Below are 25777 nucleotides of genomic sequence, written 5' to 3'. Positions count from 1 at the left end.
CATGTTCCGCTCGTTCGCGAACATCAACTACCGCATCTGGTTCGCCGGGGCCCTCGTCTCGAACATCGGCGGCTGGATGCAGGCCACGGCGCAGGACTGGGTGGTCCTCACCGAGCTGACCGACAACGACGCGACGGCGATGGGCGTCACGATGGCGCTGCAGTTCGGTCCACCCCTCCTGCTGGTCAGCCAGACCGGCTGGGTCGCCGATCGCTTCGATCGGCGCCACATCCTGCTGGTCACGCAGACCGCGCTGCTCGGCCTGGCCATCGCCGTCGGCATCCTCCTTCTCAGCGGCGTCATGACGCTGCCGATGATGTTCTGCTTCGCTCTCGGATTCGGCGTCGTGAACGCCTTCGATGCGCCGGCGCGGCAGGCGTTCGTGTCCGACATGGTCACCGCCGGCGACACGTCGAACGCGGTCGCCCTGAACTCAGCCTCCTTCAACCTCGCCCGCATGATCGGGCCGGCGGTCGGGGGTCTCCTGATCGTGGCGATCGGCTCCGGCTGGGTGTTCATCGTGAACGCCGCCACGTTCCTCGCGATGATCCTCGCCCTGCTGATGCTGCGGAAGAGCCTGCTCGCCGCGCGCCCGAAGACGCGCAGCAGGGGCGGCCTCCTCGCCGGATTCCGGTACGTGTGGGGGCGCAGCGATCTGCGGGTCGTGTTCGTGACCGTGTTCCTCATCGGCGCCTTCGGCATGAACTTCCCGATCTTCGCCTCGACCATGGCGATCGAGTTCGGATCGGGAGCAGACGGCTACGGCGTGCTCAGCTCCATCCTCGCGATCGGCTCCCTCGCGGGTGCCCTGCTCGCAGCGCGGCGCGACCGGGCGCGCGTGCGCGTCGTCATTCTGGCGGCGGGCGGATTCGGCGTCGCCGCCTTCGTCTCCTCGGCCATGCCGACGTACGCGTCGTACGCGGTGACGCTGATGTTCACGGGCTTCATGATCGTGACGCTGCTGACCACGGCGAACGGCTACGTGCAGATGACGACCGACCCCTCGCTGCGCGGACGGGTGCTCGCGCTCTACATGGCGGTGATCATGGGCTCGACGCCGGTCGGCGCGCCCATCGCCGGCTGGGTCGCCGACGCCTTCGGTCCGCGCACGGCGATCATGCTCGGCGGGACGGCCGGATTCGTCGCCTGCGCGATCGGCGCGATCTGGGTGTTCACGTCCGGACGTCTGCACCGCGACGAGAACCGTCGTTTCCTGCTCACTCTCGACGAGACGCGTCCGCTCAGCGTCATCGAGCGGGCCGACCCGATCGAGTTCAGCGACGAGGCCGCCGCGACCACGCCGATTCGCACGGCGACGAAGAACGACTGAACCGTCCTCGCGCAAGGGCCCGTTGTCAACACCCTTCGCGCCTGTCTTCGCCGAACGTAGGGTCGGCGCATGGACCACAACAGCGAAAGCACCCCGCACCCGCAGGACCCGGCCGAAGGCGCCACCGGCGTGGACGGCACGACCGAGAACGAAGGCCACGAGGGCGGCGACGACGGCGCCATCCAGGGCGATGCCGCGCGCGGCGAATCCACCGGCGGCGCGATCCAGGGCAGCGCAGGGCCCGATCATGACGGCTCCGACAGCGGCGACGGCGGCGCGATCCAGGGCGACAGCTCCCGCGGCGAGTCCACGGGCGGCGCGATCCAGGGCAGCGCAGGACCCGGGAACGGGGCACCGCTCGGCGGCGACGAGACGACCGAGGATCAGCTCCAGGCCGACAACGCCGCCGAAGAGGACACCCTGAAGACTCTCGACCCGGATTCCCCGCCGGCCTGAGCCTCCTCTGCCGAGGTGGAGTGACGCGAGTCAGGCCCCGAGAACGAGCTTGAGCTGCTCCACCGCCCAGTCGAGTTCGGTCGCGCGGATCACGAGCGGCGGGGCGATGCGGATCGTCTGGCCGTGCGTGTCCTTCACGAGCACACCGCGGGCGAGCAGCTTCTCGGCGATCTCGCGCCCGGTGCCCTTGGCGGGGTCGATGTCGACGCCCGCCCACAGGCCTGCGATACGGACGGCTGTCACGCCGTGTCCGATCAGGGGCTGCAGCGCCTGATCGAGGTGGGCGCCGAGCGCACGAGCACGCTCCTGGAACTCCCCCGACTCGAGCATCTCGACCACACGGAGGCCGACGGCCGCAGCCAGCGGGTTGCCGCCGAACGTCGAGCCGTGCTCCCCCGGCTGGATGACGCCGAGCACATCGGCGTTGCCGACCACGGCGGAGACGGGCAGGATGCCGCCGCCGAGGGCCTTGCCGAGCAGGTACAGGTCCGGGACGACGCCCTCGCGGTCGCACGCGAACGTCTCTCCGACGCGACCGAGTCCGGACTGGATCTCGTCGGCGATGAAGAGCACGTTCTTCTCGTCGCAGATCTCGCGGATGCGACGCAGGTAGCCCTCGGGCGGGATCACGACCCCGGCCTCACCCTGGATCGGCTCCACGAGCACGGCCGCCGTGTCATCCGTGATGGCGGCCGCGATGGCATCCGCATCCCCGTACGGCACCACGTCGAATCCGGGCGTGTACGGGCCGAACCCGTCGCGCGCCGACTCGTCGTCGCTGAAGCTGACGATGGTGGTGGTGCGGCCGTGGAAGTTGCCGGCGGCGACGATGATGCGCGCACGGCCCTCCGCGATGCCCTTCACCCGGTAGCCCCAGGCGCGGGCGACCTTGATCCCGGTCTCGACGGCCTCGGCGCCGGTGTTCATCGGCAGGACCATGTCCTTGCCGGCGAGCTCGGCGAGCGCCGCCGCGAACGGCTCCAGCCGATCGCTCTGGAACGCGCGGCTGATCAGCGTCACGCGACCCAGCTGCTCGGTGAGAGCTGCGACCAGAGCCGGATGCCGGTGGCCGAAGTTCACGGCGGAATACGCGGCGAGCAGGTCGAGGTACCGCTTGCCCTCGACATCCGTCAGCCAGGCCCCCTCACCGCGGGCGATGTTCACCGGGAGCGGGTGGTAGTTGTGCGCGACGTGCGGCTCGGTCGCCGCCTCCACCTGGGTCCCGGAGCCTGCCACCTGGGTCCCTGAGCCTGCCACCTGGGTCCCTGAGCCTGTCGAAGGGCCCGTCACTTGGCACCGCGCAGCTCGAGCGTGCAGCACTTGATGCCGCCGCCGCCGAGCAGGAGCTCGGACAGGTCGATCATGATCGGGTTGTAGCCGCGCTCGCGCAGCTGCTGCTCGAAGCCCTTGGCCCGCCGCGAGATGACCACGTTGTAGCCGTCGCTCGCGGAGTTCAGGCCGAAGACCGAGCCGTCCTCGTCCGACACGAGGATCGCGTCGGGGAAGCGCTCCTCGAGGATCGCGCGGCTGGCGTCGTCGAAGGCGCCGGGGAGGTAGGCGATGTTGGCGCGCTCGGGCCCGCCGTTCTCGGTGCCCTGCACCGGGTCGAGCACGGCGATCGCGGTGTCGAGGTGGTAGAAGCGCGGATCCACGAGGTTCAGCGACACGACCTCACGACCGAACACCTCGCCGACCTCCCGGTGGCTGTCGCCGGTCGAACGGAAGCCGGTGCCCGCCAGGATCACGTCGCCGACGAGCAGGAAGTCGCCCTCGCCCTCGTTGACCTCTTCCGGGATGACGGTGTCGTAGCCGGCCGCGCGGAACCAGTCGGCGAAGGCCGGGGACTCGCCCTGACGCTCCACGAACCGGAACTTCGGCACATAGGCGCGGCCGTCGATGAGGAAGCCGCCGTTGGCCGTGTAGACCATGTCGGGGAATCCGGCGAGCGGCTCGATGTGCTCGACCTCGTGGCCCAGCTCGAGGTAGAGGTCGTGCAGCTGCTGCCACTGCTCGACGGCCTTCGCCGTGTCTGTCGGGTTGGCCGGCTCCATCCACGGGTTGATCTTGTAGCTGACGGTGAAGTGCGACGGCTTGCACATCAGGTAGTGACGGTGGTGCGCGGTGCGGGTGGGCACAGCGGTCGCGGTGGTCTCAGGCGTCGACAGCGTGTTTTCGAAAGACAAGATGCTCCTCGGAACGATACGCGGCGGACTCTGTCCAGGGGCCCGGCGGTCCTTCGACCCGCTTCTCGTCAGAGGGGTTGCGGGGAAGATGCGACTCGAGCACGCCAGCTCCCATTCTGTCATCCACCCCCTGTGCGTCGCCAGAGCGCGCCGGGATGCCGAGCGCGTCAGCCGGCGCGCACGAGGAGCTTGCCGACCGTGTGCCCGGCTTCGATGCGGGCGAGCGCGGCGGATGCCTCGGCGAAGGGGTACTCGCGCTCGATCACCGGGGAGATGCGCCCCTCGGCGACGAGCTCCAGCAGCTTGGCCAGCACCTCGGGGCGCGGCGAGGCCGCGAGAGGACGGATGCGGCGGGATCCGATCGAGAGGAAGGCCGCCTTGATCATGCGCGGCACCGGACCCATGATGTGCCCGCCGTCGCCGGTCACCAGCACCACCGTGCCGCCGGGCGCGACGAGGCGCTGCAGTTCGCGCAGCGGCATCCCTCCGGCGATGTCGATCACCGCATCGAAGTGCTCGGCCGGCAGCTCGCTCAGCGGCGAGGTGCGGTGGTCGAGGGTGCGGGTGGCGCCGAGGTACTCGACGAGCGGCGCGTTGCGGGTGCGGCAGGTGGCCCAAACCTCGGCGCCGCGCAGGGCGGCGAGCTGCACCGCGAAGGTGCCCACCCCGCCGGATGCCCCGATGATGAGCACGCGTGGCGCGCTGCCGGCGCGCAGCCCGACCTCCGCGAGATCGAGCGCCTGCCAGGCGGTCCCGCCGGCGACGGGAAGGCACGCGGCGATCGCGGGGTCGACGTCGGGCGGGACCGGGACGAGCCGGGCTGCGGGAACGCGCACGTAGGTCGCGAGCCCGCCTCCCCCGACGAGCTCTCCCACCACGTGCTCGTCGAGCTCGGCGCCCACGACGTCGGGGCCGACCGCGACCACGGTTCCGGCGACCTCGATGCCGCGCACCGGGTACTTCGGCTTCGTCATGCCGAAGATCGGCCGCACGAGCAGAGGATCTCCGAGCATGAGGCGGACGTCGCCGGCGTTGAGGGCCGTGGCGCTCACGCGGAGGACCACCTCGCCGCGACCGGGGACCGGCACGGGGATCTCCTGCAGTGTCGTCCCGGAGGCGGGGCCGTAGGTGTCGCGGCGCCAGGCGGTCATGGTCGGGGTCTCAGACGTGTTGTCCATGTCACTGCTCCGGGTACTGGAAGAGGGCGTCGATCCCCACGCCGAAGGCGCGGGCGATCTGGAAGGCGAGCTCGAGCGTGGGCGAGTACTTCTCCTGCTCGATCGCGATGAGCGTCTGCCGGGTCACGCCGATCGTGCGGGCGAGGTCGGCCTGGGTCATCCCCGCCGACTCCCGGTGGGCGCGGATGCTGTTGGAGACGCGGGTCGGCTTGACCATCAGATCAGCCCCCGGCGGTACGCGATGACGCGGGCGACGCTGCCGATGGCGGCGGCGACCCAGAAGCCGGCGAACATCGTGTTCGCGATCCAGAAGACGTCGGCCCCGACCGCGCAGAGGGCGATCACGCCGAGTCCCGCGATCACGACGAAGGCCTGCTCGACGCGTCCGCCCAGGCGGCTGATGTCGCGATCGCGGATGTCGGCCTGGCCGATGCCGCCGGCATCCTTCACTCCGGCGATCATGCCCCAGACGATGCTGAGGATGATCACGGCGAGGATGCTGCCGCCGATCACCCACAGCATGAGCGGGAACCAGTCGACGTCGGTGAGCGGACCGCCCGCGGCCTGCTGCACGATGAGGATGACGTAGACGATCATCGTGATCGGGCTCACGATCAACCCCGCCCAGGCGTTGCGCTCCTCGTAGACCATGATGCCTCCCATGTAAAAGATTCTTGACACGAGAGTACGCCTCAGCGCTCCCTCGTGTCAAGAATCTTTTACATCGGCTCCGGTCGCCGAGATCTCAGTCCGAGATCTGAGTGAGGAACGTCAGCGCGAGCGGCTCGGCGAGCAGGTCGTCGGCCTGTGCCGCGAAAGCCACGTAGTGGGCGGTCTGCTGGTGCTCGCCGAGAGCGCCCATCGACGCGAACGCCTCGCGCATGACGAACGTGCCCGGCGCCTCGGTCTTCTCGAACAGGACGTAGTCGAGGTTTCCCGGCTCTGCCCTGGTCGGCTCGATGAGCGGCAGCAGCGCGCGCCGCAGGTCGTCACGCCGCCCCTCGCGCGCGACCAGCGTCGCCAGCGAGACGACGACCTCGCCCGCCGAGCTCACGCCGACGCTCCGATGGCCGCTGCCGCCGTGACAGCGATCGCGTGGTCCTGCTCGGCCGTGCCGCCGCCGACGCCGACGGCGCCGATGATCTCTCCCTGTGCGTCTCGGACGGGTACTGCTCCTCCGAGGAAGGCGAGCGGCGCGGAGACGGCGTGCTCGAACCCGAACAGCGGTCCCCCGGGAGCGGTCGCGCCGGCGAGGTCGGCCGTCGCGGTGCCGCCGAAGTACAGCGTCGTGCGGGCCTTGCTCAGGCTCGCGTCGATCGCCGCGATCGGCGCCCCGTCCTGCCGGACGACCAGCACGGGCTGCACCCCGGCATCGACGATGGTGATGACGACGGCGACGCCGTGCTGCCGAGCCGCGTCCTGGGCGGCGGCGGCGCGGGAGGCGGTTTCGATGGTGAGAGCGGTCATGGTTCTTCCTGTCTGTCCGGACGCCCGGTGCGGCGTCTGAGGGATGGAACACGCCACCCTCGATCCCCATACCCCACATGCGATGCAAGAAAGCGCTGAGATCCATACACTCAAGACATGGATGTGACCGAGCGGCAGCTCCGCGCCTTCATCGCCGTGTGCGACGAGGGCTCGATCACGCGCGCCGCTGCGCGTCTCTTCGTCAGTCAGCCGACGCTGTCCCGCCAGCTCGTCGCGCTCGAACAGGCCCTCGGCGTCGCCCTGGTCGAGCGCCTCCCTCGGTCCACGCGTCCGACCACCGCCGGGCGCACCCTGCTCGACACGGCGCGGGCGGTGGTCGCCGCCCACGATGACCTCGTCCGGACGGCGCGCACCGTGACCAGCGGCGCGGTCGGAGAGCTGCGGGTCGGCACCCTGTACTCCCTCAGCCTGGGCATCCTCCCGGCGATCCTCGCGGACTGGCGATCGCAGCATCCGCGCGTGCAGGCCGAGCTCCACGAGTTCCGCCATCAGGAGGAGCTGGTGGCCGGCCTCCTCGCCGGGGCGTTCGATCTCGCGATCGGCCCGGTCCCCGAGGGCTGGACGGGCGGTCGGAGCCGACTGGTCGAGGAGGAGTTCGTCGTGGTGCTCTCCGGCGCCGATCGACGGACTCCCGACGGCCCGCTCGACCTCGCCGATCTGCGGGACGACGACTGGGTGCACTTCACCCCGGGCAACGGATTGGGGGAACTGCTCGACGCGGCCTGCGCGCGTGCCGGGTTCATCCCGCGTGCCGCCCTGCGCACCGAGCAGGCCCGGGCCGCGGTCGAGTACGCCCTGCACGGGCTCGGCCATACCCTGGTGCCACGAAACATCGTGCCTCCGCAGGTCGCGGCGCACGCGCTGCGGGAACCCGTGCGCCGCGACATCTCGGTCTACTGGCGCGGTGCCACGGACCCGCTGATCCGCTCGCTTCTCGCCAGCGTGACCACGAGCGGACGCTGAGACGCGCCGATCCGCTCAGATGACCTCGCTGAAGCGGCGATCGACGTTCCCGTAGCGATGCGCGGTGATGCTGATGGACTGCTCGTGCACGAAGGGCAGCAGCTCGATGCGCGCGGCCGCCGTCACCTCGCCGTCGTACACCGCGAGGTCGGGATCACCGCTCGACTCCACGGCCAGCGACGCATGGGCAGCGGCGACCGTGTCACGTCCGCCGACCAGACGCACGCGGTTCCGGCTCGGCGCAGGACGACGATCGCCCTCTGCGGGCTCGTCGTGGCGCAGCATCCGCTCGATCCACTCCGCCTCGGTCTCGAGGAAGACGACGGCGTCCAGATCCCCCAGCGCCCGGCGCACCTCGGCCGGCAGGCCGGTCGGGCTGGAGAGCACGAAACGGGCACCGGCGCGCACACCGGCGATCACGACGCGCAGCAGATCCTGCAAGGCCGCGTCGTCCGTCGCGCGGATCTCGACGGGCACCGGCCGGTAGCGGAAGAGGTTGCGCTCGACACCGAGTCGGGACACGTCGCGCACCTGCCCGAACTCGCGATCCCAGGCGAGCGCGTCCGACAGGGCGGAGCGTCGCAGCCACTCGAACGGCTCGTAGGCGAGCGACGGCTGCGCCGCTTCGATGAGGGCGGTGATCCGGGAGTCGAGACCGCGAAGGTGCAGGGTGCTGGATGCCGGCCCGCCGGGGTGCGAGCGCCACGACCCGAGTCCGATCAGGTAGTTCGGCCCGCCGGCCTTGGCGCCGGGGCCGACCGATGAGCGCTTCCAGCCGCCGAACGGCTGCCGCTGCACGATGGCACCGGTGATGCCCCGGTTGACGTAGAGGTTCCCCGCCTGCACGCGGTCGAGCCACTGCGCGAGATCGTCGGGGTCCTGGGTGTGCAGGCCGGCCGTGAGGCCGTAGGCGACCGCGTTCTGCAGCTCGATCGCCCGCTCGAGCGTGGGAGCGTGCATCACGCCGAGCACGGGACCGAAGAACTCCTCGGTGTGGAAGCGCGATCCGGCCTGCACGCCGACCCGGATGCCGGGGCGCCAGAGCCGTCCGCTGCCGTCGTCGTCCGCCGCGAGCTCCGGCCGGATGAGCCACTGCTCGTCGCCCTCCAGCTCGGTCAGCGCCCAGGCGAGCTTGCCCTGCGGCTTCTCGATCACCGGACCGACCTCGGCGAGCGGATCCGTGGGCCACCCGATGTGCAGGGAGCGGACGGCATCCGCCAGCTGCCGGGCGAAGCGCGGAGAGCGTCCGACCGGTCCGACCAGGATCGCCAGCGAGGCCGCCGAGCACTTCTGACCGGCATGGCCGAAGGCGCTCTTGACGAGGTCGGCGACGGCGAGATCGAGGTCGGCGGACGGCATGACGATCATCGCGTTCTTGCCGCTCGTCTCGGCGAGCAGAGGCAGATCGGGTCGCCAGGAGCGGAACAGCGCCGCCGTGTCCCAGGCGCCGGTGAGGATCACGCGATCGACTGCGTCGTGACCGATGAGCGCGCGACCGAGGTCGCCCTCCTCGATGTCGACGAGAGCGAGCACGTCGCGCGGGACACCGGCCTGCCAGAGGGACTCCGCGACCACGGCCGCCGAGCGGCGCGCCTGCGGGGCGGGCTTGAACACCACGCCCGAACCTGCGGCGAGCGCCGCGAGCACGCCGCCCGCCGGGATCGCGACGGGGAAGTTCCAGGGCGGCGTCACAACGGTCACCTTCGCGGGGAGGAAGGTCGCTCCCGCGATCGCATCGAGCTCGCGGGCCTTGGCCGCGTAGTAGCGGGCGAAGTCGACCGCCTCGCTGACCTCGACGTCGGCCTCGGCGAAGACCTTGCCCGTCTCGGACGCCGCGACCTCGATCAGCTCGCCGCGACGCGACTCGAGGGCGGCGGCGGCGCGGAGCAGCACTTCGGCACGCTCGGCGGCCGGGCGGGAACCCCAGGCGGGAGCCGCGTCGCGCACCCGCTGCACGGTCTCGTCGAGGGCAGCGGGATCGTCGATCAGCGCGGCCTCGAGCGTGGTGCGGCCGGCCGTCGAACCGCGGATGCCGTCGCGCACGGAGCGCGCCCAGTCGCGGTTGGCCGGAAGCGAGGGATCGCTGTCCGCGGTGTTCGAGAATCCGGGAGCGCCGCCGGCGTCCTCCGGCGCTTCCCGCGCCGAGTAGACGGCGGTCTCGAGGAAGGCCTCGCCGTCGCCGTCATCCGATCCGCGCGAGATGCCGAGCACGGCCTTCGTGAGGTCGACCTCGGGGGTCGGGGCCGCGAGCGCCGGGCGCACCGACTCGTGCACGGGGGCGAGCCGGTCCTGCGTGCGACGGGGACCGATGCGCAGCGTCGGGTCGGTGGAGCGGTCGAGGGCGTCGAGGAAGCGATCCTGCTCGCGCACGAACAGGGCCTCGTCCTCGTCGAGCCGGAAGGCCGCCGAGAGGAAATTGTCGGCCGACGCGTTCTCCTCGAGGCGGCGCACCAGATAGCTGATGGCGACGTCGAATTCCGCGGGCTCCACAACGGGCACGTAGAGGAGGACCGGCCCGACCTCGCGGGAGACGGCCTGCACCTGCCCCTGAGCCATACCCAGCAGCATCTCGAACTCGATCGGCGGTTGCCCCGCACCCGGAACCTGGGTCCCTGAGCTCGTCGAAGGGCGGACTCCGCGTTCCCCGGCCAGCAGCCAGGCGTACGCGATGCCGAAGAGATTGTGCCCGGCGATGCCCAGCTTCACCGCGGCGGTGCGCTCGGGGGTCAGCGCCCAGTCGAGGCAGCGGAGGTAGTTCGCGTCGGTGTCGAGCTTCGTGTCGTAGGTCGCCGGGGTCCAGCCGTGCAGCCGCGCCTCGACGTTCTCCATCGCGAGGTTGGCCCCCTTCACGAGACGTACCTTGATCGGCGCCCCGCCGTGCGCGACCCGGTCCTGCGCCCACGCGGTCAGCTCCTGCAGGGCGGGGAGGGCATCGGGCAGATAGGCCTGCAGCACGATGCCCGCTTCGAGGTGCTGCAGTCGCGGGTCCTCGAGGATGCGCGTGTAGACCGCGATCGTGAGATCGAGGTCGCGATACTCCTCCATGTCGAGGTTGATGAAGGTCTGGGTCCCTGAGCGAGTCCCCTCGTGGGTCCCTGAGCCTGTCGAAGGGCCCGCCGCCGTCAGATAGAGCGGCATCAGCCGCTCGACCACCTGGTCGACGACCTCGTCGAACGCCCACATCGAGATGTGGCTGATGATCGCCGACACCTTCACCGAGACGTAGTCGACGTCGGGGCGGCGGATCAGCTCGTGGATTCCGTCGAGCCGACGCTTCGCCTCGGCTTCGCCCAGCACGGCCTCGCCGAGGAGGTTGAGGTTGACGCGCGCGGTGGTTCCGGTGGTCGTCGAGGGCGTGCGGATCTTCTCCAGCGCCGGTCCGAGCTTCGCGGGGCGGGCGTCGACGACGAGGTGCCCCACCATGTCGCGGAGCACCCGCCGGGCGATCGGCACGACCGGGGAAGGCAGCACCTGCGCCATGCCCCCGCCGAGGCGCACGGCGGAGCGCAGGTACCACGGCAGGAACTCGGGCACGATCGGAGCGATCCGGTGCAGCTGGGATGCTGCCGCGGCCAGGCTCTCCGGACGCATCACGCCGTCGACGAAACCGAGGGTGAAGGGGAGCCCGTTCGCATCCTGCAGCACGCCGGCGAGCCGCTCCGCCGCGGGGTCGACCTCGGCCGCCGCGGCCTCGGTCACCCAGCGGCGCGCGAGCTCGACGGCACGATCCGCGAGAGGAGCGGATGCCACGGCATCCGCGGAGGATGACGACGACTCTGCCATGGTCTCCACATTAGGTCTGGATGCCGCTCGAGCAGCGGACGCCACCCGGTTCTCCCCGTCACAGTGCCGCGATGATGTCCTCCACCTTCTGCTTCGCGTCGCCGAACAGCATCGAGGCGTTGTCGCGGAAGAACAGCGGGTTCTGCACGCCCGCGTATCCGGCGGCCATCGACCGCTTGAACACGATGACGTTCTCGGCCTCCCACACCTTGAGCACCGGCATCCCGGCGATCGGGCTCGACGGGTCCTCAGCCGCGGCCGGGTTGACCGTGTCGTTGGCGCCGATCACGAGCACGACCGAGGTCGATGCCAGGTCGTCGTTGATCTCGTCCATGCTGAGCACGATGTCGTACGGCACCTTCGCCTCGGCCAGCAGCACGTTCATGTGCCCCGGCAGACGGCCGGCGACCGGATGGATGCCGAACCGCACGTCCACGCCCCGCTCGCGCAGTCGGCGCACGAGGTCGGCGACCGGGTACTGCGCCTGCGCGACGGCCATGCCATAGCCGGGGGTGATCACGACCGACTTCGCCTCGGTGAGCATCTCGGCCGCGCTCTCGGCGGTGATCTCGCGGTGCTCGCCGTACTCCTCGTCGGTGGCCGTCGGCGCGGCGATGCCGAATCCGCCGGCGATCACCGAAAGGAACGAGCGGTTCATCGCCTTGCACATCACATAGGAGAGGTACGCACCCGACGAGCCGACGAGCGCACCCGTCACGATCAGCAGGTCGTTGTTCAGCAGGAAGCCCGCCGCCGCCGCGGCCCATCCGGAGTAGCTGTTGAGCATCGAGACGACGACGGGCATGTCGCCGCCGCCGATCGAGGCGACCAGGTGCCATCCGAGCGCGAACGCCAGCACCGTGACGCCGATCAGGAGGGCGAGCTGCTGGTCGTTCACGAACCAGACGGTGAGCGCGACGAAGGCGACGAGCGCTCCGACGTTCAGCACGTTCTTGCCCGGCAGCATGAGCGGCTTCGACGACATCTTCGCCGAGAGCTTCAGGTAGGCCACGATCGATCCGGTGAACGTCACGCCGCCGATGAAGATGCCGATGAAGACCTCGGCGTTGTGGATGCCCTCGAGCTGCGGAGCGATCTCCGGGTGGGCGAGATAGCCGTTCCAGCCGACGAGCACGGCGGCGAGGCCGACGAAGCTGTGCAGCAGCGCGATGAGCTCGGGCATGCCGGTCATCTCGACCGAGCGCGCCCGCCACAGGCCGATGGCCGCGCCGACGGCGACCGCGGCGACGAGCAGGCCGAGCCCGAGGAAGGCACCCGTGGTCCAGGCATCCGCCACGGTGAGGGCGACGGTCGCGAGCAGCGCCATCGTCATGCCGGAGATGCCGTAGACCACGCCGGAACGGGCGGACTCGTGGCGGCTGAGTCCCGCGAGACTCAGGATGAACAGCAGCGCGGCGACGATGTAGGCCGCTCCCGCGAGGGCGTCGACGGTCACTTGTGGCCGCCCTTCGTGAACATCGCGAGCATTCGGCGGGTGACCGCGAATCCTCCGAAGATGTTGATGGATGCGAGCAGCACGGCGATCGCGGCGAGCACCTGCACGACCGGGATCGGGGAGGTGACCTGCAGCATCGCGCCGACCACGATGACGCCGGAGATGGCGTTCGTCACCGACATGAGCGGCGTGTGCAGGGCATGGTGCACCTTGCCGATCACGTAGAAGCCGATCACGACCGAGAGCACGAGCACGGTGAAGTGCTGCGGCAGCGGAGCGGGCGCGAACGCGTTCACGGCGAACAGCGCGGCGATGCCGAGCACGATGAGGGCGACCTTGCGGCCGGTCGACATCGTCGCCGGCGTCGCGATCTCGGCCGGTGCCTCTACCGCTTTCGCGGCGGGGGCGGCCGCGACCTGCACGGCAGGCGGCGGCCAGGTCACGGCTCCGTCGCGGACGACGGTGACCGAGCGCTGCACGACGTCGTCGAAGTCGATCACCAGCTGCCCGTCCTTCGCGGGCGTCAGGAGCGCCACGAGGTTGGCGAGGTTCGTGCCGTACAGCTGCGAGGCCTGCGCGGCGAGGCGCGAGGCGAGGTCGGTGTACCCCAGGATGATGACGCCGTTGTCGGTCACGGTGCGCTCTCCGGCGACCGAGCCCTCGACGTTTCCGCCCTGGCCCGCGGCCATGTCGACGATCACGCTGCCCGGCTTCATCAGGGCGACGTCGGATGCCGTGATCAGACGCGGCGCCGCGCGGCCGGGGATCAGCGCGGTGGTGATGATGATGTCGACGTCGGCGGCCTGCTCGGTGTAGATCTCGGCCGCACGCCGGTTGTAGTCCTCGCTGGTCGCCTTCGCGTAGCCGTCGGAGGATGCCGCGACCGCGACGTCGACCGGCAGGTACGAGCCGCCGATCGACGTGACCTGGTCGGCCACCTCCGGACGCGGATCGGTGGCGCGGACGATCGCGCCCAGGCTCGACGCGGCACCGATCGCCGCGAGACCGGCGACACCGGCTCCGGCGACCAGGACCTTGGCGGGCGGCACCTTGCCGGCAGCGGTGACCTGCCCGGTGAAGAAGCGTCCGAACTCGTGCGCGGCCTCGACGACAGCGCGGTAGCCGGCGATGTTCGCCATCGAGCTGAGCACGTCCATCGACTGCGCGCGCGAGATGCGCGGCACCGCGTCGAGGGCGAGCGCGGTGATCCCCCGCTGGGCGAGCGACTCGACGAGGTCAGGACGGAGTGCCGGCGACAGCAGGGCGATGAGCGTCGCCCCATCGGCGAGGAGTGCGATCGCCGCGGCATCCGGTGCCGTGATCGCGAGGACGATCTCGCTCCCCCATGCCCCTGCACGGTCGACGAGCGTCGCACCGGCCGCCTCGTACTCCGAATCCGGGTAGGACGCTGCTGCGCCCGCTCCCCGCTCCACGCTGACCGTGTGGCCCAGCTTCCGCAGCGACGCGATCGTCGCCGGGGTGGCCGAGACCCGTGCTTCGCCCGCAGGCTCCCGCACGATGCCGATGACTGCCACTTGCTCCTCCTCCGCCCGTCTGCTCCGACGGGGTCTTGCGGGCTACCGTGCCCGTATGTTCCGCTCACAGTACTGAGAGGAGGCGGCAGCGCCCTGCCCTTCTGGTCACATTACGAGAAAAGAATTCCATTTCTTGCGGAATACGTATGCCGCGTACCGGGCACCGCTCCCCACCGCGCAAGCGCGCCCGCGGCTCTATGCTGTTTCCGTGAACGCGACACCGCCGGGCGAGCCGGGAGCGCAGCCCGATGCCCGCGGCGTCGCATCCGCGAACGCGGGAGCGCGTGCCAAGGTGCTCGGCTGGGCACGGCGGAGCATCGATCTCATCCCGACCTCGTGGCTGATCACCGGTGCCGGCGCTGTGCTGCTCGGTGCCACCGCGATCTTCGGCGGCCTGGAGGCCGCGGCGGTCGACCCGACGCCCACCGTCGCAGTCGGCGAGACGTTCGCGGGATCCGACCTCGAGATGACGGTCGTCGGCGTCGAGCTCAGCGACGACCCCGACAACGTGATGGTCTTCCCCGACGAGGAGAAGAGCGAGCGCGTGCTCGTCGTCACCGTCGACGTGGTCAACACCTTCGACAAGCCGCGGAAATCCGCTGCTCTGACGGAGAAGTCCCCGGTCGTCGACGGCATCCGCATCGACGGGATCGACGACCGACCCGAGGCCTCCCGCGCGGACGACGGGTTGGGTTATCCGACGCTGCAGCCCGACGTGCCGACCCGAATCCTGCTCGCCTGGATCGTGGGGCCCGATGACTTCCACGACGGCGACGAGATCCGGCTGACGCTCCCCGATTCGACCCACTATGTCGGCCAGAGCATCATGCGCGGCGACTACTGGACCGACGTCATCGTCGGCGCGACGCTGACGACCACGATCGAGGAGGTGGCGACGCCGTGAAGCAGAAGATCCTGGTGTGGGCTCTCACGCTCGTGCTGCTCGCCGGGGCGTGGGGCGTGTCCAAGGCGACGCTGCCCGACGACGCCTCGACCGCGGCGTTCCCGACCGTCGCCGCGCTCGACGAGCCGGTCTCTGTGCGCAACCTCGAGGTCACGGTCACCGATGTGCACGCCGCCAGCCGCGTGACGGATGCCGACGGCTGGTCTGCCGAGGGCACCTGGGTCGTCGTCGATCTGGAGGCCGCCTCGGTCGTCACCCAGGAGGCCGCCATCCTCGGTCTCGCCGAGCTGGTCGTCGGCGATCGCACCTTCAGCGCCACCGACCGCGGAACGACTTTCGCCAAGCAGCGGCTCGTCACCGGCGTCGCGCGCGCCGGAAGCCTCGCGTTCGAGCTCCCCGCCGACGCCCTGGTCGGCACTGCCACTCTCCGGCTGGGCGTGCCGAACGGATCGCCGAACGAGGTGCTGCTCGACGGTCTCATCGAGCTTCCGATCGTGCTCGACGATCTCCCGGTCGAGGTCGAGGTGCTCCTGGACGAGAACGGATGGGCGCGATGACGATCCCCCCTCCCCCGATCCGCGAGCAGCCGCAGCCGGAGCCCACGCGGTCGCCGCCGTGGTGGCGGCGCAATCGCCTCGCCCTGATCGCCCTGGTCGTGCTCATCCCGGGGACGGCCATCGGCATCGGGTGGCACGAGTGGCACCAGTACTACGGGTTCGAGGCCCGTCCGTTCCAGCCGATCGTCGTCGAGGAAGACGCGTCGGCCGAGCTCGTCGGAGCGACCTGGGGCCCCGTGCGCGGAGGCGAGATCGATGACCTCAGCGGATTCGATGTCCCCGACGGCGCGAAGGTGATCGCGGTCGGCGTTCCCGTCGACGCCGGGACGGACGGCGTCACGTGCACGGCGCCGGTCCTCGTGCATCAGGCGAGCGGTCGCGAATGGCAGACGGCGCGGTCCGAGATGGGTCTGCTCTCCGATTCGGAGGAGCCGGAGACCTGCGTGAGCGACGAGAAGGGTGACTACGAGCTGATCGTCCCCTTCGTCGTCCCGGACGATGTCGAGGGCCCGTTCTGGGTCGACGTCTGGCCTCAGGAGGCGGGCGGATCGTTCCTCAGGTTCACGCTCGAGGACTGACCGCCGACCGCATCCCGCGGCGGTGCCGACACGACCGCGGCGGCGACGGCATCCGCTGAGGCAGGCAGCAGACCGGCGGCGTCGGCGACGGCGCGCATCTCGGTCTCCTCCGACGACACGGTCGCGGAGTCCGCGCGCTCCTGCGGGCGGCGGCGCAGACGCCCCAGTGTCGCGTCGTAGGCACCGCTGATGACGGCGATGCGCAGGGGCTCGGTGAGGAGCAGCGGCACGATCGAGACCACCGGCAGGATGATCGCCCAGGTCAGGAACTCGTGCGGGCCGATCAGCCTCGTGATCCCGAGCGAGAGGTACGACTCGAGCGCCTTCACGGCGACGTAGAACAGCGCATATGAGGCGACCAGCAGCGGCCCGGCCCGCCACATCAGCAGGATCGCACGCCCGATGGGCCGGAAGCGCGCGCCGAGCTCGTCACCGAGATCCTTCAGCCTCCGCACCACAGGGTTCGGTATCACGGTCGCATGCTGGCGGAATCGGGAGATCAGCTGGTTCTCCACGCGCAGCTTCTCCGCGACGATCGCCTGACCGAACACGACACCGGCGATCGTGAGCCAGGCGAGCGGAGCGAGGAGCACGGGGCCCGCCTCGGTGAGCACCCATCCGATCGCCTCCCACAGCCAGCGCAGCGGCGCGACGGCATCCAGGATCCGCTCCCGCACATCCTCCAGGAACGCCATCGCCGCACGGCTGTCCACCCACGCCTTGATGGCGTCGAAGAGATCGCCCAGCAGGATGACCGAGAAGAAGACCCACACGACCTCGAAGTAGACAGCCACGGGCGCGAGCCAGGTCGAGAGCTTGGCCGACCACTTCGACCACGCCCACCGCCCGGCGAACGCGATCACGATGATCGCGACCGTCCAGACGTTGAAGGGCAGGTTCAGGACCGTGTCCTGATCGCTCACCGGGCCGTCACCGTTGACGCTGGCGGTGAAGATGATGCCGGAGCGCACCTCCAGGGCACGCGTGGAATAGGCGTTCACATCCTCGCGGAGCAGTCCCTGCGCCCAGTACACGGCGAAGAAGGGCAGGATGCCGGCGAGCAACGCCGAGAGGAAGGTGCGCCGACGCTCGACCGGATCCGCGGGAAGAGGGGCGACCTCCTGCAGGTTGCGCAGGCCATCGCGCAACACGAGGAACATCGCGACGATGCTGATCAGTCGCGCGAGGATGCCGATCGGCAGCACGAGGAAGCCGAGCGTCGCCGAGGAGGCTCCGATGAATCCTGCGACCTGGCCGATCACGTACTGCACGAGCACTCCGGCGAGGTACCACGCCATGAGTGCCGGCCAGTGCCTCATCAGCACGCGTCCGGTCGTGGTCAGGATCCCCAGCACGGCCCTAAACTACCGCGTCGAGCGCCATCCGGAATACCGGCGCTACGACCAGACGCTCGGCGCCTTCGTGCGCACGGGAGGAAGAGCGGATGCCGCGGCCCAGTCGTGCACCCACGGATCGATCTCCGGCACGCCGTCGGGCTTGCCGACCGCGGCGAAGAGCTCCTCATTGCTGACGGTGCCGCCGGTGCGACGCAGCATCCGCGCCCGCACGATCGCGCGCGCGTAGACCTCGCCGTCGACCACAGCCCGGTGCTCCATGAAGAGAGCCTTCTCGTCATGGCCGATGAACCGCGACTGCACCTCGAAGCGCTGCCACAGCTGCAGCGACTTGCGGAACGTGATGGTCTCGCTCGATACGACCGCGTACCAGCCGCGCTCCTTCATGGCGTCGAAGAGCCCCGTGCGGATGAGCTGGTCCCAGCGCCCGAGGTCGAACAGCGACAGGTACCGGCCGTTGTTCATGTGCCGCAGGATGTCGAGATCGGTGGGGAGCGTCGTGACGCGGACGGTGCCGACGGCTGTCGGGTCGAGCGTCTTTCCCCGACGCACACGGCGACGAGCACGGAGGATCACGAGGAGCGTGCGCCAGATCACATTCACGAAGATCGATCGTAGCCATCGACGAACGATCCGCGAACATCGTTGTACGAATCCTCCATCGGTTTCGATCACTCCGCGCACGGCATCCGTTCGATTTCCTGATCTGGAATGCCGCGCGTAGAGTCGCGGCATGAGCGCCGAAGCCCAGCCTGAAGTCATCGTCCGTCCGGTCCGTGATGTGGACGCGGAGGCTCTCGGTCGCGTGCACGCCCAGTGCTGGCACGAGACCTACGACCACCTGATCAGCAAGGCTGCGCTCGAGCGGGTCTCGCCCCGCCGCATGGCGGAGCTGTGGACGCACTGGGCGGCCCAGGGCCCCGAGTTCACCATGAGGGCCGCGCTGGTCGACGGCGAGATCGTCGGGTTCGTCGGCTCGGGCCCCGCCCGTGACAAGGATGCCCCGGCGTTCCGCGAGCTCTACTTCATCTACCTGCTCGACGCACTGCACGGCACCGGCATCGGCCAGAAACTCTTCGACGCCGCCGTGGAGAAGGACGAGCCGCTGTACCTCTGGGTCGCCGAGGACAACCCCCGCGCGCACCGGTTCTACACGCGCAACGGCTTCACGCTCGACGGCGCCACGCACACCGAGCCCTTCCTCGGCGAGACGCTGACCGAGGTCCGCTTCGTCCGCTCCTGAGTCGGGCGCCGTGGGTCTCGCAGACGCGCGTCAGAGTCGCTCGATGATCGTGACGTTGGCGACGCCACCGCCCTCGCACATCGTCTGCAGTCCGTAGCGGCCCCCGGTGCGCTCGAGTTCGGCGAGCAGCGTGGTCATCAGGCGTGTCCCCGTGGCGCCGATCGGGTGGCCGAGGGCGATCGCTCCGCCGTTGACGTTGACCTTCTCGTGAGGGACGTCGAGCTCGCGCATCCAGGCGAGCACGACCGAGGCGAACGCCTCGTTGATCTCGAACAGGTCGATGTCGTCGATCGTGAGGCGGGTGCGTTCGAGAGCACGCCGAGTCGCGGGGATAGGCGCCGTGAGCATGAACACGGGGTCGTCGCCACGCACGGAGATATGGTGCACACGAGCGCGGGGCACGAGGCCGTGCTCTTTCACCGCCCGCTCGCTCGCGACGAGCACGGCACTGGACGCATCGCTGATCTGCGACGACACCGCGGCCGTGATGCGGCCGCCGGGACGCAGCGGCGCGAGGCCCGCCATCCGCTCGAGCGTCGTGTCGCGACGCACGCCCTCGTCGTGGTCGAGGCCGCCCAGCGGGGCGATCTGACGCGCGAAACGGCCCTCGTCCTGGGCGAGCGCCGCCCGGCGGTGGCTCTCGAGCGCGAACTGCTCCATCTGCTCCCGGGTGATGTCCCACTTCTCGGCGATCAGCTCGGCGCCGACGAACTGCGAGATCTCCTGGTCGCCGTACCGCTCCTGCCATCCGGGCGACTCCGCGTACGGCGTCGTGAATCCGAACGCCTCCCCCACGAGGGCCGACGACGTGAGCGGCACCTGCGACATGTTCTGCAGCCCACCCGCGATCACGAGGTCGGCCGTGCCGCTCATCACGGCCTGCGCCGCGAAATGCACGGCCTGCTGACTCGACCCGCATTGGCGGTCGATCGTGACGCCCGGAACGTGCTCCGGGAAGCCTGCGACCAGCAGGGCGGTGCGGGCGACGTTGCCGGCCTGCCCGCCGATCGCATCGATCGTGCCGAGGATGACGTCGTCGATCAGCCCCGGGTCGATGCCGACCCGGTCGACCAGCGCGCGCAGGCTGTGCGCACCGAGATCGGCAGGATGGATGCCGGAGAGCGAGCCGCCGCGCCTGCCGACCGGTGAGCGCACCGCGTCGACGATGTATGCCTCTGCCATGTTCTTCTTCCTCTCCCTCGTCGCGCGCGTGCGCGTTCGCGGGTTCACGCGGCGTGGATCAACCGGAACCGCTCGCACACGACCGGCATGTCCGGCGCATAGCCGCGGGCGTTCTCGGAGTGCTCACGCCAATACTGCTCGTGAACTTCGCGCCAGTGCGCGAGGGTACGGTCACCCTCACCCTCGGCGCTGGCGTGCACCTCGTCGACCTCGTCGAAGGGGACGATCTCGACCGCCGTGGTCTCGATCACCGCTCGGGGTGCACCCGACCCGTCGAGGATGATGCTCATCTCTCCGACCGCCGGCAGCGGGTCCCCGTTCGCCTCGTAGTCCCACAGGGACGACGCGGTTCCGTCCTTCAGCCCGGCGAGCACCAGCGCGAGGAGCTCATCGGCCTGCCAGGGGGTCGCGCCGAAACCCCACGCCTCGGGCGGAGTCTCCGGCAGCTCCGGCAGCGCCGTTCGCGCATCGCGCCAGTAGTCGGCGATGCGCGCGTCGTCGCTCTCCGGGCTCACCGGCCCGACACCTGGCCGAAGAGCTTCGCGATCGGTGCGAGCACGAGCGGTCGCGCCGCGAACCAGGCGACCGCCAGCACGACGAGCGAGGCGATGAACACCCAGAAGCCGGTCCAGGTCACGGCATCCTGCGATGCGTACATGTGGTTCAGGTTGCGCAGGAACCCGGTCAGCATCACGAGCGCGACATGGGCGACGATGAACGCCACGAAGTACAGCATGATCGGGAAGTGCAGCGCCCTGGCCCACTCGACGGGGTAGGCCTTCGACAGCTTCTCGGCCTTCTTCGGCCATAGCCCCGACATCCGGAAGCCGGTCGCGACGGCCAGCGGCGCGGCGATGAACACGGTCGCGAAGTAGGCGAGCTGCTGCAGGCTGTTGTAGTTGTTCCAGCCGTTCTCGTGCGGCCAGTCGAACGACACGTACTGCAGCGCTGCGGAGAGCGCGTTCGGGAAGACCTCCCAGCTCGTCGGCACGATGCGCACCCAGTGCCCGGTGACGAACAGCAGCACCACGAAGATCACGCCGTTGATGATCCACAGCAGGTCGAGCGCCTGGTGGAACCACAGGGTCAGGCTGATCTTGCCCTTCTGGTTGCCGCGCGGCGTCCAGAAGACCGTCGGCCGCTTCTCGCTGCGCACGCGCAGCCCCGACCGGATGATCAGCACGATCAGGAACATGTTGAAGAAGTGCGCCCAGTTGACCCACGGCGCGAAGCCCGGCTCGACCGCGATCGCGGGCTCGTACTCGCCGGGGAAGGCGGCGAGGAAGTCCTGCATGAACGGGAAGCTGAGGAGCGTGCGCACGAACGCGATCGCCGCACCGGCGACGAGGCCCAGAGCGGCGGCGCCGAGGAGCCCGGCGATCGCCTGCGGCCACGTCGGAAGACGACGAGCGGATGCCGGTGCGACGGCCACGTGGCGGGGTGCCCGGCCGTTCCAGACGGTGCGGGTCCACGGCAGCGGGGTGTCGAGGTCGGCGGAGAGGAGGGCGGCGGGCGCGGATGCTTCGGGCTGGACGACGACGACGGCGCCGACGTCGGACTCCCGGTCGTCGAGGGAGGACGGCGAAGCCGACCGAGACGAAACGTCTCCCGACGCGGGAGCCGTTCCGGCCGGCGGCCAGGGCTCGCCTCCGGCGACGCGTGGAAGACCTCGACGGACCGAGGACTCGCCGGGTGCCGGCGTCACGGCGGCTGCCGCAGCCACGGGCGTCGCCACCGCCTCGGGCGCAGCCGACGCCGCGTCGGGGGTCGACACGCCAGATGTCGGACCGGTTGGGGTCGAATGTCCGACATCTGGCATGTCGGCCCCCACGGTGGGCGCGGCGCCACGGTCAGTCGCGGAACCGACCGCAGCCGTGCCGGCGGGTGGCCAGGGCTCGCCGCCGACGACGCGAGGCAGACCGCGACGCATGCGCGCGACCGGACCTTCCGCGACCTGGGTCCCTGAGCTTGTCGAAGGGCCCCCGGCGGAAGACGCTTCGACAGGCTCAGCGACCCAACTGGGAGTCACCTCTGCACTGCCCGCAACCTGGGTCCCTGAGCTCGCAGAAGGGCCCGCAGCCGCAGACGCTTCGACAGGCTCAGCGACCCATTCGGCCGTGGCACCCGCCGGGGGCCACGGCTCGCCGCCCGGCACGCGCGGGAGTCCGCGCCGCATGCTCGCCGGTCCCGGAGCCTGACGAAGGGCCATGTCTACTTCTTCCGCGCCTCGAGCGCGGCGATGACCTGCGGCACGACGGTGAAGAGGTCGCCGACGATGCCGAAGTCGGCCACGTCGAAGATCGGGGCCTCGCCGTCCTTGTTGATCGCGACGATCGTCTTCGAGGTCTGCATGCCGGCGCGGTGCTGGATCGCCCCGGATATGCCGAGAGCGACATACAGCTGCGGAGACACCGAGACGCCGGTCTGTCCGACCTGGTGCGACTGCGGGATGTACCCGGCATCCACTGCCGCGCGCGAGGCGCCGACGGCGGCGCCGAGCGCATCGGCGAGCTCCTCGACGAGCACGAACTTCTCCTTCGATGCGAGGCCGCGTCCGCCGGAGACGACGCGCGTCGCCCCCCGGAGCTCAGGCCGGGAGGAGGCGACCTCGACCGCCTCGACCGCACCGGCTTTCGCGGCGACCGCACCGGATGCCGCGACCTGCAGCGCCTCGACGGTCGGAGATGCCACGGCCTCGGCGCGCGCATCGACCGCGCCCTGTCGCACAGTGATGACGGGGGCGCCGAAGGTGGCAGCCGCATCGACGAGATACGAGCCGCCGTAGACGGAGTGGTGCGCGACGATGCCCTCGTCGTCGCGCGAGACGCCGACCGCATCCACGGCGAGAGCGAGTCGAGCGCGCACGGCGAACCGCCCGGCGACGTCGCGGCCCGTGATCGAGTTCGAGATGAGCACGGCATCCGGCTCCACCCGGTCGAAAGCGGCCTGCAGCGCGTCGACGATCGGCACGGTGAGCGCCGTGGCGTCGCCGTCGGCGGTCAGCACGACCGCAGCGCCGGCGACTGCCGCGGCATCCACCGCCGCCTGACTGCCGCCGACCACCAGCGCGATCGGGGCGCCGATCGTCGACGCCGCGCCGATCAGTGCGGCTGTGCTGCTCGCGGCATCGCCCGACGGGTCGACGTCGATGAGGACGAGGATGGGGTTTCTCGGGATAGGTCATCTCACACCAGCCTGTTCTGCACGAGGTACTCGACGAGCTTCTCGGCGGCATCGCCCTCGTCGGTGATCTTCACGCCCGCCGCCCGCGGCGGCTTCTCGGCCACCGCGGTCATGATGGTGCGCGGCGCGGCGGCGGGGTCGGCCGAGACCTCGAGGTCGGCGAGCGAGAGCACGTCGAGCGGCTTCTTCTTCGCGGCCATGATCCCCTTGAAGTTCGGGAACCGGGCGTCAGGGAGCGCCTCCGTGATCGAGATCACGGCAGGAAGCGGAGCGGAGATCTGCTGGCCGCCGGCATCCGCGGCGCGCGTGCCGGCGACGGCATCCGCGGTGATCTCGACGGAGCTGAGGGCGGTGGCCTGCGCGAAGCCGAGGTGCTCGGCGAGCATCGCCGGGATCACGCCGCCGGATCCGTCGGTCGACAGGTTCCCGGTGATCACCAGGTCGGGAGCACCGCGGCGGATGGCCGCGGCCAGCACCTCGGCCGTGAGTCCGAGATCCGCACCCGCCAATTGCTCGTCGGCGATGTGCACGGCTGACCCTGCGCCGATCGCGAGAGCGCGTCGGACGGATGCCGTCGACCCCGCGGGTGCCATCGAGAGGGCGACCACCTCGGTGCCCTCGTTCTTGTCGGCGAAGGCCAACGCGACCTCGAGGGCACGCTCCGTGATCTCGTCGAGGACCACATCGCCTGCCGCCCGATCCGCGAGGCCGGTCTCGAGATTCAGCTTGCGATCGCCATAGGTGTCCGGCACCTCTTTGACCAGGACGAAGATCTTCATCGATTGCTCCTCACGACTGCTGCAATTCTAGACCGCGATACTGAGTCCCAGCACCTCTGCGACTGAGACCCACGGACTCCGACGATGGGCGCGTCGCGCGCCGTCCCGACGCACCGGCCTCCCGCCGCTACCGTAGGGATGTGGCCCAATCCCGACCGCTCCCCGTTGATCCGCTCGCCGAGGCGAAGCGGCAATGGCTCGCGCACGGATGGACGGATGCCGCCGACGGCATGACCGTCGTCACCTCGGTCATGCGCGCGCAACAGCTGCTGCTCGCCCGCGTCGACGCCACCCTGAAGCCGTTCGCGCTGAGCTTCGCTCGCTACGAGGTGCTGCGCCTGCTGGCGTTCAGCCGCGCGGGGAGCCTGCCGCTGTCGAGCGTGGTCGCCCGGCTCCAGGTGCATGCGACCACGGTGACGAGCACAGCCGAGCGGCTCGTGCGGGACGGCCTGATCGTGCGTGCGCCGCACCCCTACGACGGCCGCGCCGCACTCCTCGCCCTGACGGATGCCGGCCGCGAGCTCGTCGAGCGGGCGACCGAGGCCCTCAACGCCGACGTCTTCGCCGATCCGGGTCTCAGCCGCGACGATGCCGCCGAGCTCGTCGCGATCGTGGCGAGGATGCGCAAGGACGCCGGCGACTTCGCCGACCCGCGCCCCCAGCCCGAAGCGCTCTGACGTGGCGCGGTTCGTCCTCGAGACGATCATCGCCGCCCCACCGGCCGAAGTCTTCGGCGCCTCGCTCGATCCGGGCCTGCACGTGCGCTCCATGGCACGGTACGGCGAGACGATGGTCGAGCCTCCGGCGGGCGGGGTGTTCACCGAGGGCTCGACCGTGACCTGGCAGGCGCGCCATCTCGGCATCCGCTTCCGCCTGCGCTCGGTGGTCTTCGACATCGATCCGCCGCGCGGATTCTCCGATCGGCAGATCGCCGGCCCCTTCGGGGCCTTCCTGCACGAGCACCGGTTCGACGAGCATCCGACCGGCACCCTCATGCGCGACACCGTGACCTTCCACTCGCCGTTCGGTCCGCTCGGCCGGCTCGTCGATGCCGTCTTCATGCGCGCGTACATGCGCCGGCTGATCGAGGAACGCAACGCGATCCTCTCCGCAGAAGTCGCGGGACACGGGCGTAATCTGTCGGCATGAGCGAACTGCGCCTGCACACCGTCCTCACCGGCCGTGGTCCCGCCGCGGCGATCCTGCTCAGCGACGAGCAGGTCGCGTCCTTCGGGGCAGGCAAGGCCTTCCCGGTGGCCGTCACGATCGGCGGACGCACGGCGCGACTGCGTGTCGCGCGCATGGGCAGCGAGAACATGATCGGCTTCAGCAAGGCCGTGCGCAGCGATCTCGGCCTCGAGATCGATCAGGAGATCGACGCCGTCATCCGGGTCGACTCCGCCGAGCGGACGGTCGACGTGCCCGACGAACTCGCCAGTGCGCTGGATGCCGACCCGGCCGTGCGTGCGGCGTTCGACGCGCTGAGCTATTCGGCCCGCAAGGAGCACGCCCGCACGGTCGCCGACGCGAAGCAGGAGGCGACCCGGGAGCGCAGGATCGCGAAGATCGTCGACGGTCTCCGCAGCTGACCGTTCATGATTCAGCAGGATCATGGCTTCACCGG

General features: G+C 70.2%; 27 protein-coding genes. 10 read left to right on the top strand and 17 right to left on the bottom strand.

Annotated elements, in window-relative coordinates:
* Position 1 precedes the first annotated feature (1 nt).
* Both DC434_RS03905 and DC434_RS03900 read left to right on the top strand, forming a co-directional pair.
* On the top strand, positions 2-1330 hold the full coding sequence (locus DC434_RS03905; protein ID WP_116633925.1) for an MFS transporter: 1329 nt from the start codon (positions 2-4) through the stop codon (positions 1328-1330).
* Positions 1331-1399: 69 nt separating this feature from the next.
* Entirely contained in the window at positions 1400-1786 is a 387-nt protein-coding gene (locus DC434_RS03900) for a hypothetical protein (RefSeq protein WP_116633924.1), read from the top strand.
* Positions 1787-1816: 30 nt separating this feature from the next.
* Here DC434_RS03900 and rocD read toward each other — a convergent pair whose 3' ends face one another.
* The 7 genes from rocD to DC434_RS03865 all read right to left on the bottom strand — a co-directional run bounded on the left by rocD (position 1817) and on the right by DC434_RS03865 (position 6614).
* Positions 1817-3022, bottom strand: coding sequence for an ornithine--oxo-acid transaminase (gene rocD, locus DC434_RS03895; protein ID WP_116633923.1), 1206 nt, complete (start codon positions 3020-3022; stop codon positions 1817-1819).
* Between the two features lie 50 nt (positions 3023-3072).
* Positions 3073-3951, bottom strand: coding sequence for a dimethylargininase (gene ddaH / locus DC434_RS03890; protein WP_116634038.1), 879 nt, complete (start codon positions 3949-3951; stop codon positions 3073-3075).
* A gap of 185 nt (positions 3952-4136) precedes the next feature.
* Entirely contained in the window at positions 4137-5147 is a 1011-nt protein-coding gene (locus DC434_RS03885) for an NAD(P)-dependent alcohol dehydrogenase (RefSeq protein WP_116633922.1), read from the bottom strand.
* A 1-nt stretch (position 5148) separates the two neighbouring features.
* A complete protein-coding gene (locus tag DC434_RS03880) occupies positions 5149-5364 on the bottom strand; it encodes a helix-turn-helix transcriptional regulator (RefSeq protein WP_116633921.1) in 216 nt (71 codons plus the stop codon).
* Positions 5364-5810: a hypothetical protein gene (locus DC434_RS03875; RefSeq protein ID WP_243408795.1), complete on the bottom strand. Its 447-nt coding sequence runs from the start codon at positions 5808-5810 to the stop codon at positions 5364-5366. Before DC434_RS03875 ends, DC434_RS03880 begins: the two co-directional genes overlap by 1 nt.
* An 82-nt stretch (positions 5811-5892) precedes the next feature.
* Positions 5893-6201 carry a putative quinol monooxygenase gene (locus DC434_RS03870; RefSeq protein WP_116633920.1) on the bottom strand — a complete coding sequence of 103 codons (309 nt, stop codon included), beginning with the start codon at positions 6199-6201 and terminating at the stop codon, positions 5893-5895.
* Positions 6198-6614 carry a heme-binding protein gene (locus DC434_RS03865; protein ID WP_116633919.1) on the bottom strand — a complete coding sequence of 139 codons (417 nt, stop codon included), beginning with the start codon at positions 6612-6614 and terminating at the stop codon, positions 6198-6200. The genes DC434_RS03870 and DC434_RS03865 overlap by 4 nt, the downstream gene beginning before the upstream one ends.
* Before the next feature lie 117 nt (positions 6615-6731).
* Between DC434_RS03865 and DC434_RS03860 the strand changes: the two genes are divergently transcribed.
* Complete coding sequence (locus DC434_RS03860; protein WP_116633918.1) at positions 6732-7598, top strand: LysR family transcriptional regulator; 867 nt, start codon at positions 6732-6734, stop codon at positions 7596-7598.
* Positions 7599-7613: 15 nt separating this feature from the next.
* Here the strand turns inward: DC434_RS03860 and DC434_RS03855 are convergent, their stop codons facing one another.
* Genes DC434_RS03855 through DC434_RS03845 form a run of 3 tightly spaced genes read right to left on the bottom strand, consistent with a single transcriptional unit; the run spans position 7614 to position 14372 of the window.
* Positions 7614-11381, bottom strand: a complete 3768-nt coding sequence (locus DC434_RS03855) for a proline dehydrogenase family protein (protein WP_116633917.1) — start codon at positions 11379-11381, stop codon at positions 7614-7616.
* Between the two features lie 58 nt (positions 11382-11439).
* On the bottom strand, positions 11440-12837 hold the full coding sequence (pntB, locus tag DC434_RS03850) for a Re/Si-specific NAD(P)(+) transhydrogenase subunit beta (RefSeq protein WP_116633916.1): 1398 nt from the start codon (positions 12835-12837) through the stop codon (positions 11440-11442).
* Positions 12834-14372, bottom strand: a complete 1539-nt coding sequence (locus DC434_RS03845; RefSeq protein WP_116633915.1) for a Re/Si-specific NAD(P)(+) transhydrogenase subunit alpha — start codon at positions 14370-14372, stop codon at positions 12834-12836. Before DC434_RS03845 ends, pntB begins: the two co-directional genes overlap by 4 nt.
* Positions 14373-14580: 208 nt before the next feature.
* Here DC434_RS03845 and DC434_RS03840 point away from each other — a divergent pair, with 208 nt between their 5' ends.
* The 3 genes from DC434_RS03840 to DC434_RS03830 are packed head-to-tail and all read left to right on the top strand — an operon-like array spanning position 14581 to position 16411.
* Entirely contained in the window at positions 14581-15276 is a 696-nt protein-coding gene (locus tag DC434_RS03840; RefSeq protein WP_116633914.1) for a hypothetical protein, read from the top strand.
* Entirely contained in the window at positions 15273-15833 is a 561-nt protein-coding gene (locus DC434_RS03835) for a hypothetical protein (protein WP_116633913.1), read from the top strand. The genes DC434_RS03840 and DC434_RS03835 overlap by 4 nt, the downstream gene beginning before the upstream one ends.
* Positions 15830-16411 (top strand): hypothetical protein, encoded by a 582-nt coding sequence (locus tag DC434_RS03830; RefSeq protein ID WP_133192771.1) that lies wholly within the window; start codon positions 15830-15832, stop codon positions 16409-16411. Before DC434_RS03835 ends, DC434_RS03830 begins: the two co-directional genes overlap by 4 nt.
* Here the strand turns inward: DC434_RS03830 and DC434_RS03825 are convergent.
* Both DC434_RS03825 and DC434_RS03820 read right to left on the bottom strand, forming a co-directional pair.
* Positions 16366-17766 carry a hypothetical protein gene (locus tag DC434_RS03825; RefSeq protein ID WP_116633911.1) on the bottom strand — a complete coding sequence of 467 codons (1401 nt, stop codon included), beginning with the start codon at positions 17764-17766 and terminating at the stop codon, positions 16366-16368. The two genes, DC434_RS03830 and DC434_RS03825, sit on opposite strands and share 46 nt — an antisense overlap.
* 42 nt (positions 17767-17808) lie before the next feature.
* Entirely contained in the window at positions 17809-18369 is a 561-nt protein-coding gene (locus tag DC434_RS03820; protein ID WP_116633910.1) for an acyl-CoA thioesterase, read from the bottom strand.
* A gap of 130 nt (positions 18370-18499) precedes the next feature.
* On the opposite strand from DC434_RS03820, the gene DC434_RS03815 reads away from it, so the two are divergent.
* Positions 18500-19009 (top strand): GNAT family N-acetyltransferase, encoded by a 510-nt coding sequence (locus tag DC434_RS03815; RefSeq protein ID WP_116633909.1) that lies wholly within the window; start codon positions 18500-18502, stop codon positions 19007-19009.
* 30 nt (positions 19010-19039) lie between these two features.
* On the opposite strand, the gene DC434_RS03810 is transcribed toward DC434_RS03815, so the two are convergent.
* From DC434_RS03810 to DC434_RS03790, 5 genes are all read right to left on the bottom strand, one after another.
* The gene (locus DC434_RS03810) at positions 19040-20191 is read right to left on the bottom strand and encodes an acetyl-CoA C-acetyltransferase (protein ID WP_116633908.1); all 1152 of its coding nucleotides are present in this window, start codon (positions 20189-20191) and stop codon (positions 19040-19042) included.
* 44 nt (positions 20192-20235) lie between these two features.
* The gene (locus DC434_RS20320; RefSeq protein WP_243408794.1) at positions 20236-20706 is read right to left on the bottom strand and encodes an ASCH domain-containing protein; all 471 of its coding nucleotides are present in this window, start codon (positions 20704-20706) and stop codon (positions 20236-20238) included.
* Positions 20703-21965, bottom strand: a complete 1263-nt coding sequence (locus DC434_RS20315) for a cytochrome b/b6 domain-containing protein (protein WP_243408792.1) — start codon at positions 21963-21965, stop codon at positions 20703-20705. Before DC434_RS20315 ends, DC434_RS20320 begins: the two co-directional genes overlap by 4 nt.
* 437 nt (positions 21966-22402) lie before the next feature.
* A complete protein-coding gene (locus tag DC434_RS03795; protein WP_116633906.1) occupies positions 22403-23368 on the bottom strand; it encodes an electron transfer flavoprotein subunit alpha/FixB family protein in 966 nt (321 codons plus the stop codon).
* A gap of 8 nt (positions 23369-23376) precedes the next feature.
* Positions 23377-24153 (bottom strand): electron transfer flavoprotein subunit beta/FixA family protein, encoded by a 777-nt coding sequence (locus DC434_RS03790; protein WP_116633905.1) that lies wholly within the window; start codon positions 24151-24153, stop codon positions 23377-23379.
* A 140-nt stretch (positions 24154-24293) separates the two neighbouring features.
* Between DC434_RS03790 and DC434_RS03785 the strand changes: the two genes are divergently transcribed.
* From DC434_RS03785 to DC434_RS03775, 3 genes are read left to right on the top strand one after another with little or no spacing between them, the layout of a single operon-like run.
* Complete coding sequence (locus tag DC434_RS03785) at positions 24294-24830, top strand: MarR family transcriptional regulator (protein WP_116633904.1); 537 nt, start codon at positions 24294-24296, stop codon at positions 24828-24830.
* Position 24831: 1 nt separating this feature from the next.
* Entirely contained in the window at positions 24832-25302 is a 471-nt protein-coding gene (locus tag DC434_RS03780) for an SRPBCC family protein (protein WP_116633903.1), read from the top strand.
* Positions 25299-25742 carry a YdeI/OmpD-associated family protein gene (locus DC434_RS03775; RefSeq protein WP_116633902.1) on the top strand — a complete coding sequence of 148 codons (444 nt, stop codon included), beginning with the start codon at positions 25299-25301 and terminating at the stop codon, positions 25740-25742. Before DC434_RS03780 ends, DC434_RS03775 begins: the two co-directional genes overlap by 4 nt.
* Positions 25743-25777 lie beyond the last annotated feature (35 nt).

Source organism: Microbacterium sp. TPD7012 (assembly GCF_003075395.1).
Classification (GTDB): Bacteria; Actinomycetota; Actinomycetes; order Actinomycetales; family Microbacteriaceae; genus Microbacterium.
This window is presented reverse-complemented; position numbering and strand designations above follow the sequence as displayed.

Excerpts from the sequence above, each read along its gene's own strand:
- DC434_RS03905 (WP_116633925.1), top strand. The coding sequence starts at position 2 with ATGTTCCGCTCGTTCGCGAACATCAACTACCGCATCTGGTTCGCCGGG.
- DC434_RS03900 (WP_116633924.1), top strand. The coding sequence starts at position 1,400 with ATGGACCACAACAGCGAAAGCACCCCGCACCCGCAGGACCCGGCCGAA.
- DC434_RS03885 (WP_116633922.1), bottom strand. The coding sequence starts at position 5,147 with ATGGACAACACGTCTGAGACCCCGACCATGACCGCCTGGCGCCGCGAC.
- DC434_RS03880 (WP_116633921.1), bottom strand. The coding sequence starts at position 5,364 with ATGGTCAAGCCGACCCGCGTCTCCAACAGCATCCGCGCCCACCGGGAG.
- DC434_RS03875 (WP_243408795.1), bottom strand. The coding sequence starts at position 5,810 with ATGGGAGGCATCATGGTCTACGAGGAGCGCAACGCCTGGGCGGGGTTG.
- DC434_RS03865 (WP_116633919.1), bottom strand. The coding sequence starts at position 6,614 with ATGACCGCTCTCACCATCGAAACCGCCTCCCGCGCCGCCGCCGCCCAG.
- DC434_RS03860 (WP_116633918.1), top strand. The coding sequence starts at position 6,732 with ATGGATGTGACCGAGCGGCAGCTCCGCGCCTTCATCGCCGTGTGCGAC.
- DC434_RS03855 (WP_116633917.1), bottom strand. The coding sequence starts at position 11,381 with ATGGCAGAGTCGTCGTCATCCTCCGCGGATGCCGTGGCATCCGCTCCT.
- DC434_RS03830 (WP_133192771.1), top strand. The coding sequence starts at position 15,830 with ATGACGATCCCCCCTCCCCCGATCCGCGAGCAGCCGCAGCCGGAGCCC.
- DC434_RS03815 (WP_116633909.1), top strand. The coding sequence starts at position 18,500 with ATGAGCGCCGAAGCCCAGCCTGAAGTCATCGTCCGTCCGGTCCGTGAT.
- DC434_RS03810 (WP_116633908.1), bottom strand. The coding sequence starts at position 20,191 with ATGGCAGAGGCATACATCGTCGACGCGGTGCGCTCACCGGTCGGCAGG.
- DC434_RS03790 (WP_116633905.1), bottom strand. The coding sequence starts at position 24,153 with ATGAAGATCTTCGTCCTGGTCAAAGAGGTGCCGGACACCTATGGCGAT.
- DC434_RS03775 (WP_116633902.1), top strand. The coding sequence starts at position 25,299 with ATGAGCGAACTGCGCCTGCACACCGTCCTCACCGGCCGTGGTCCCGCC.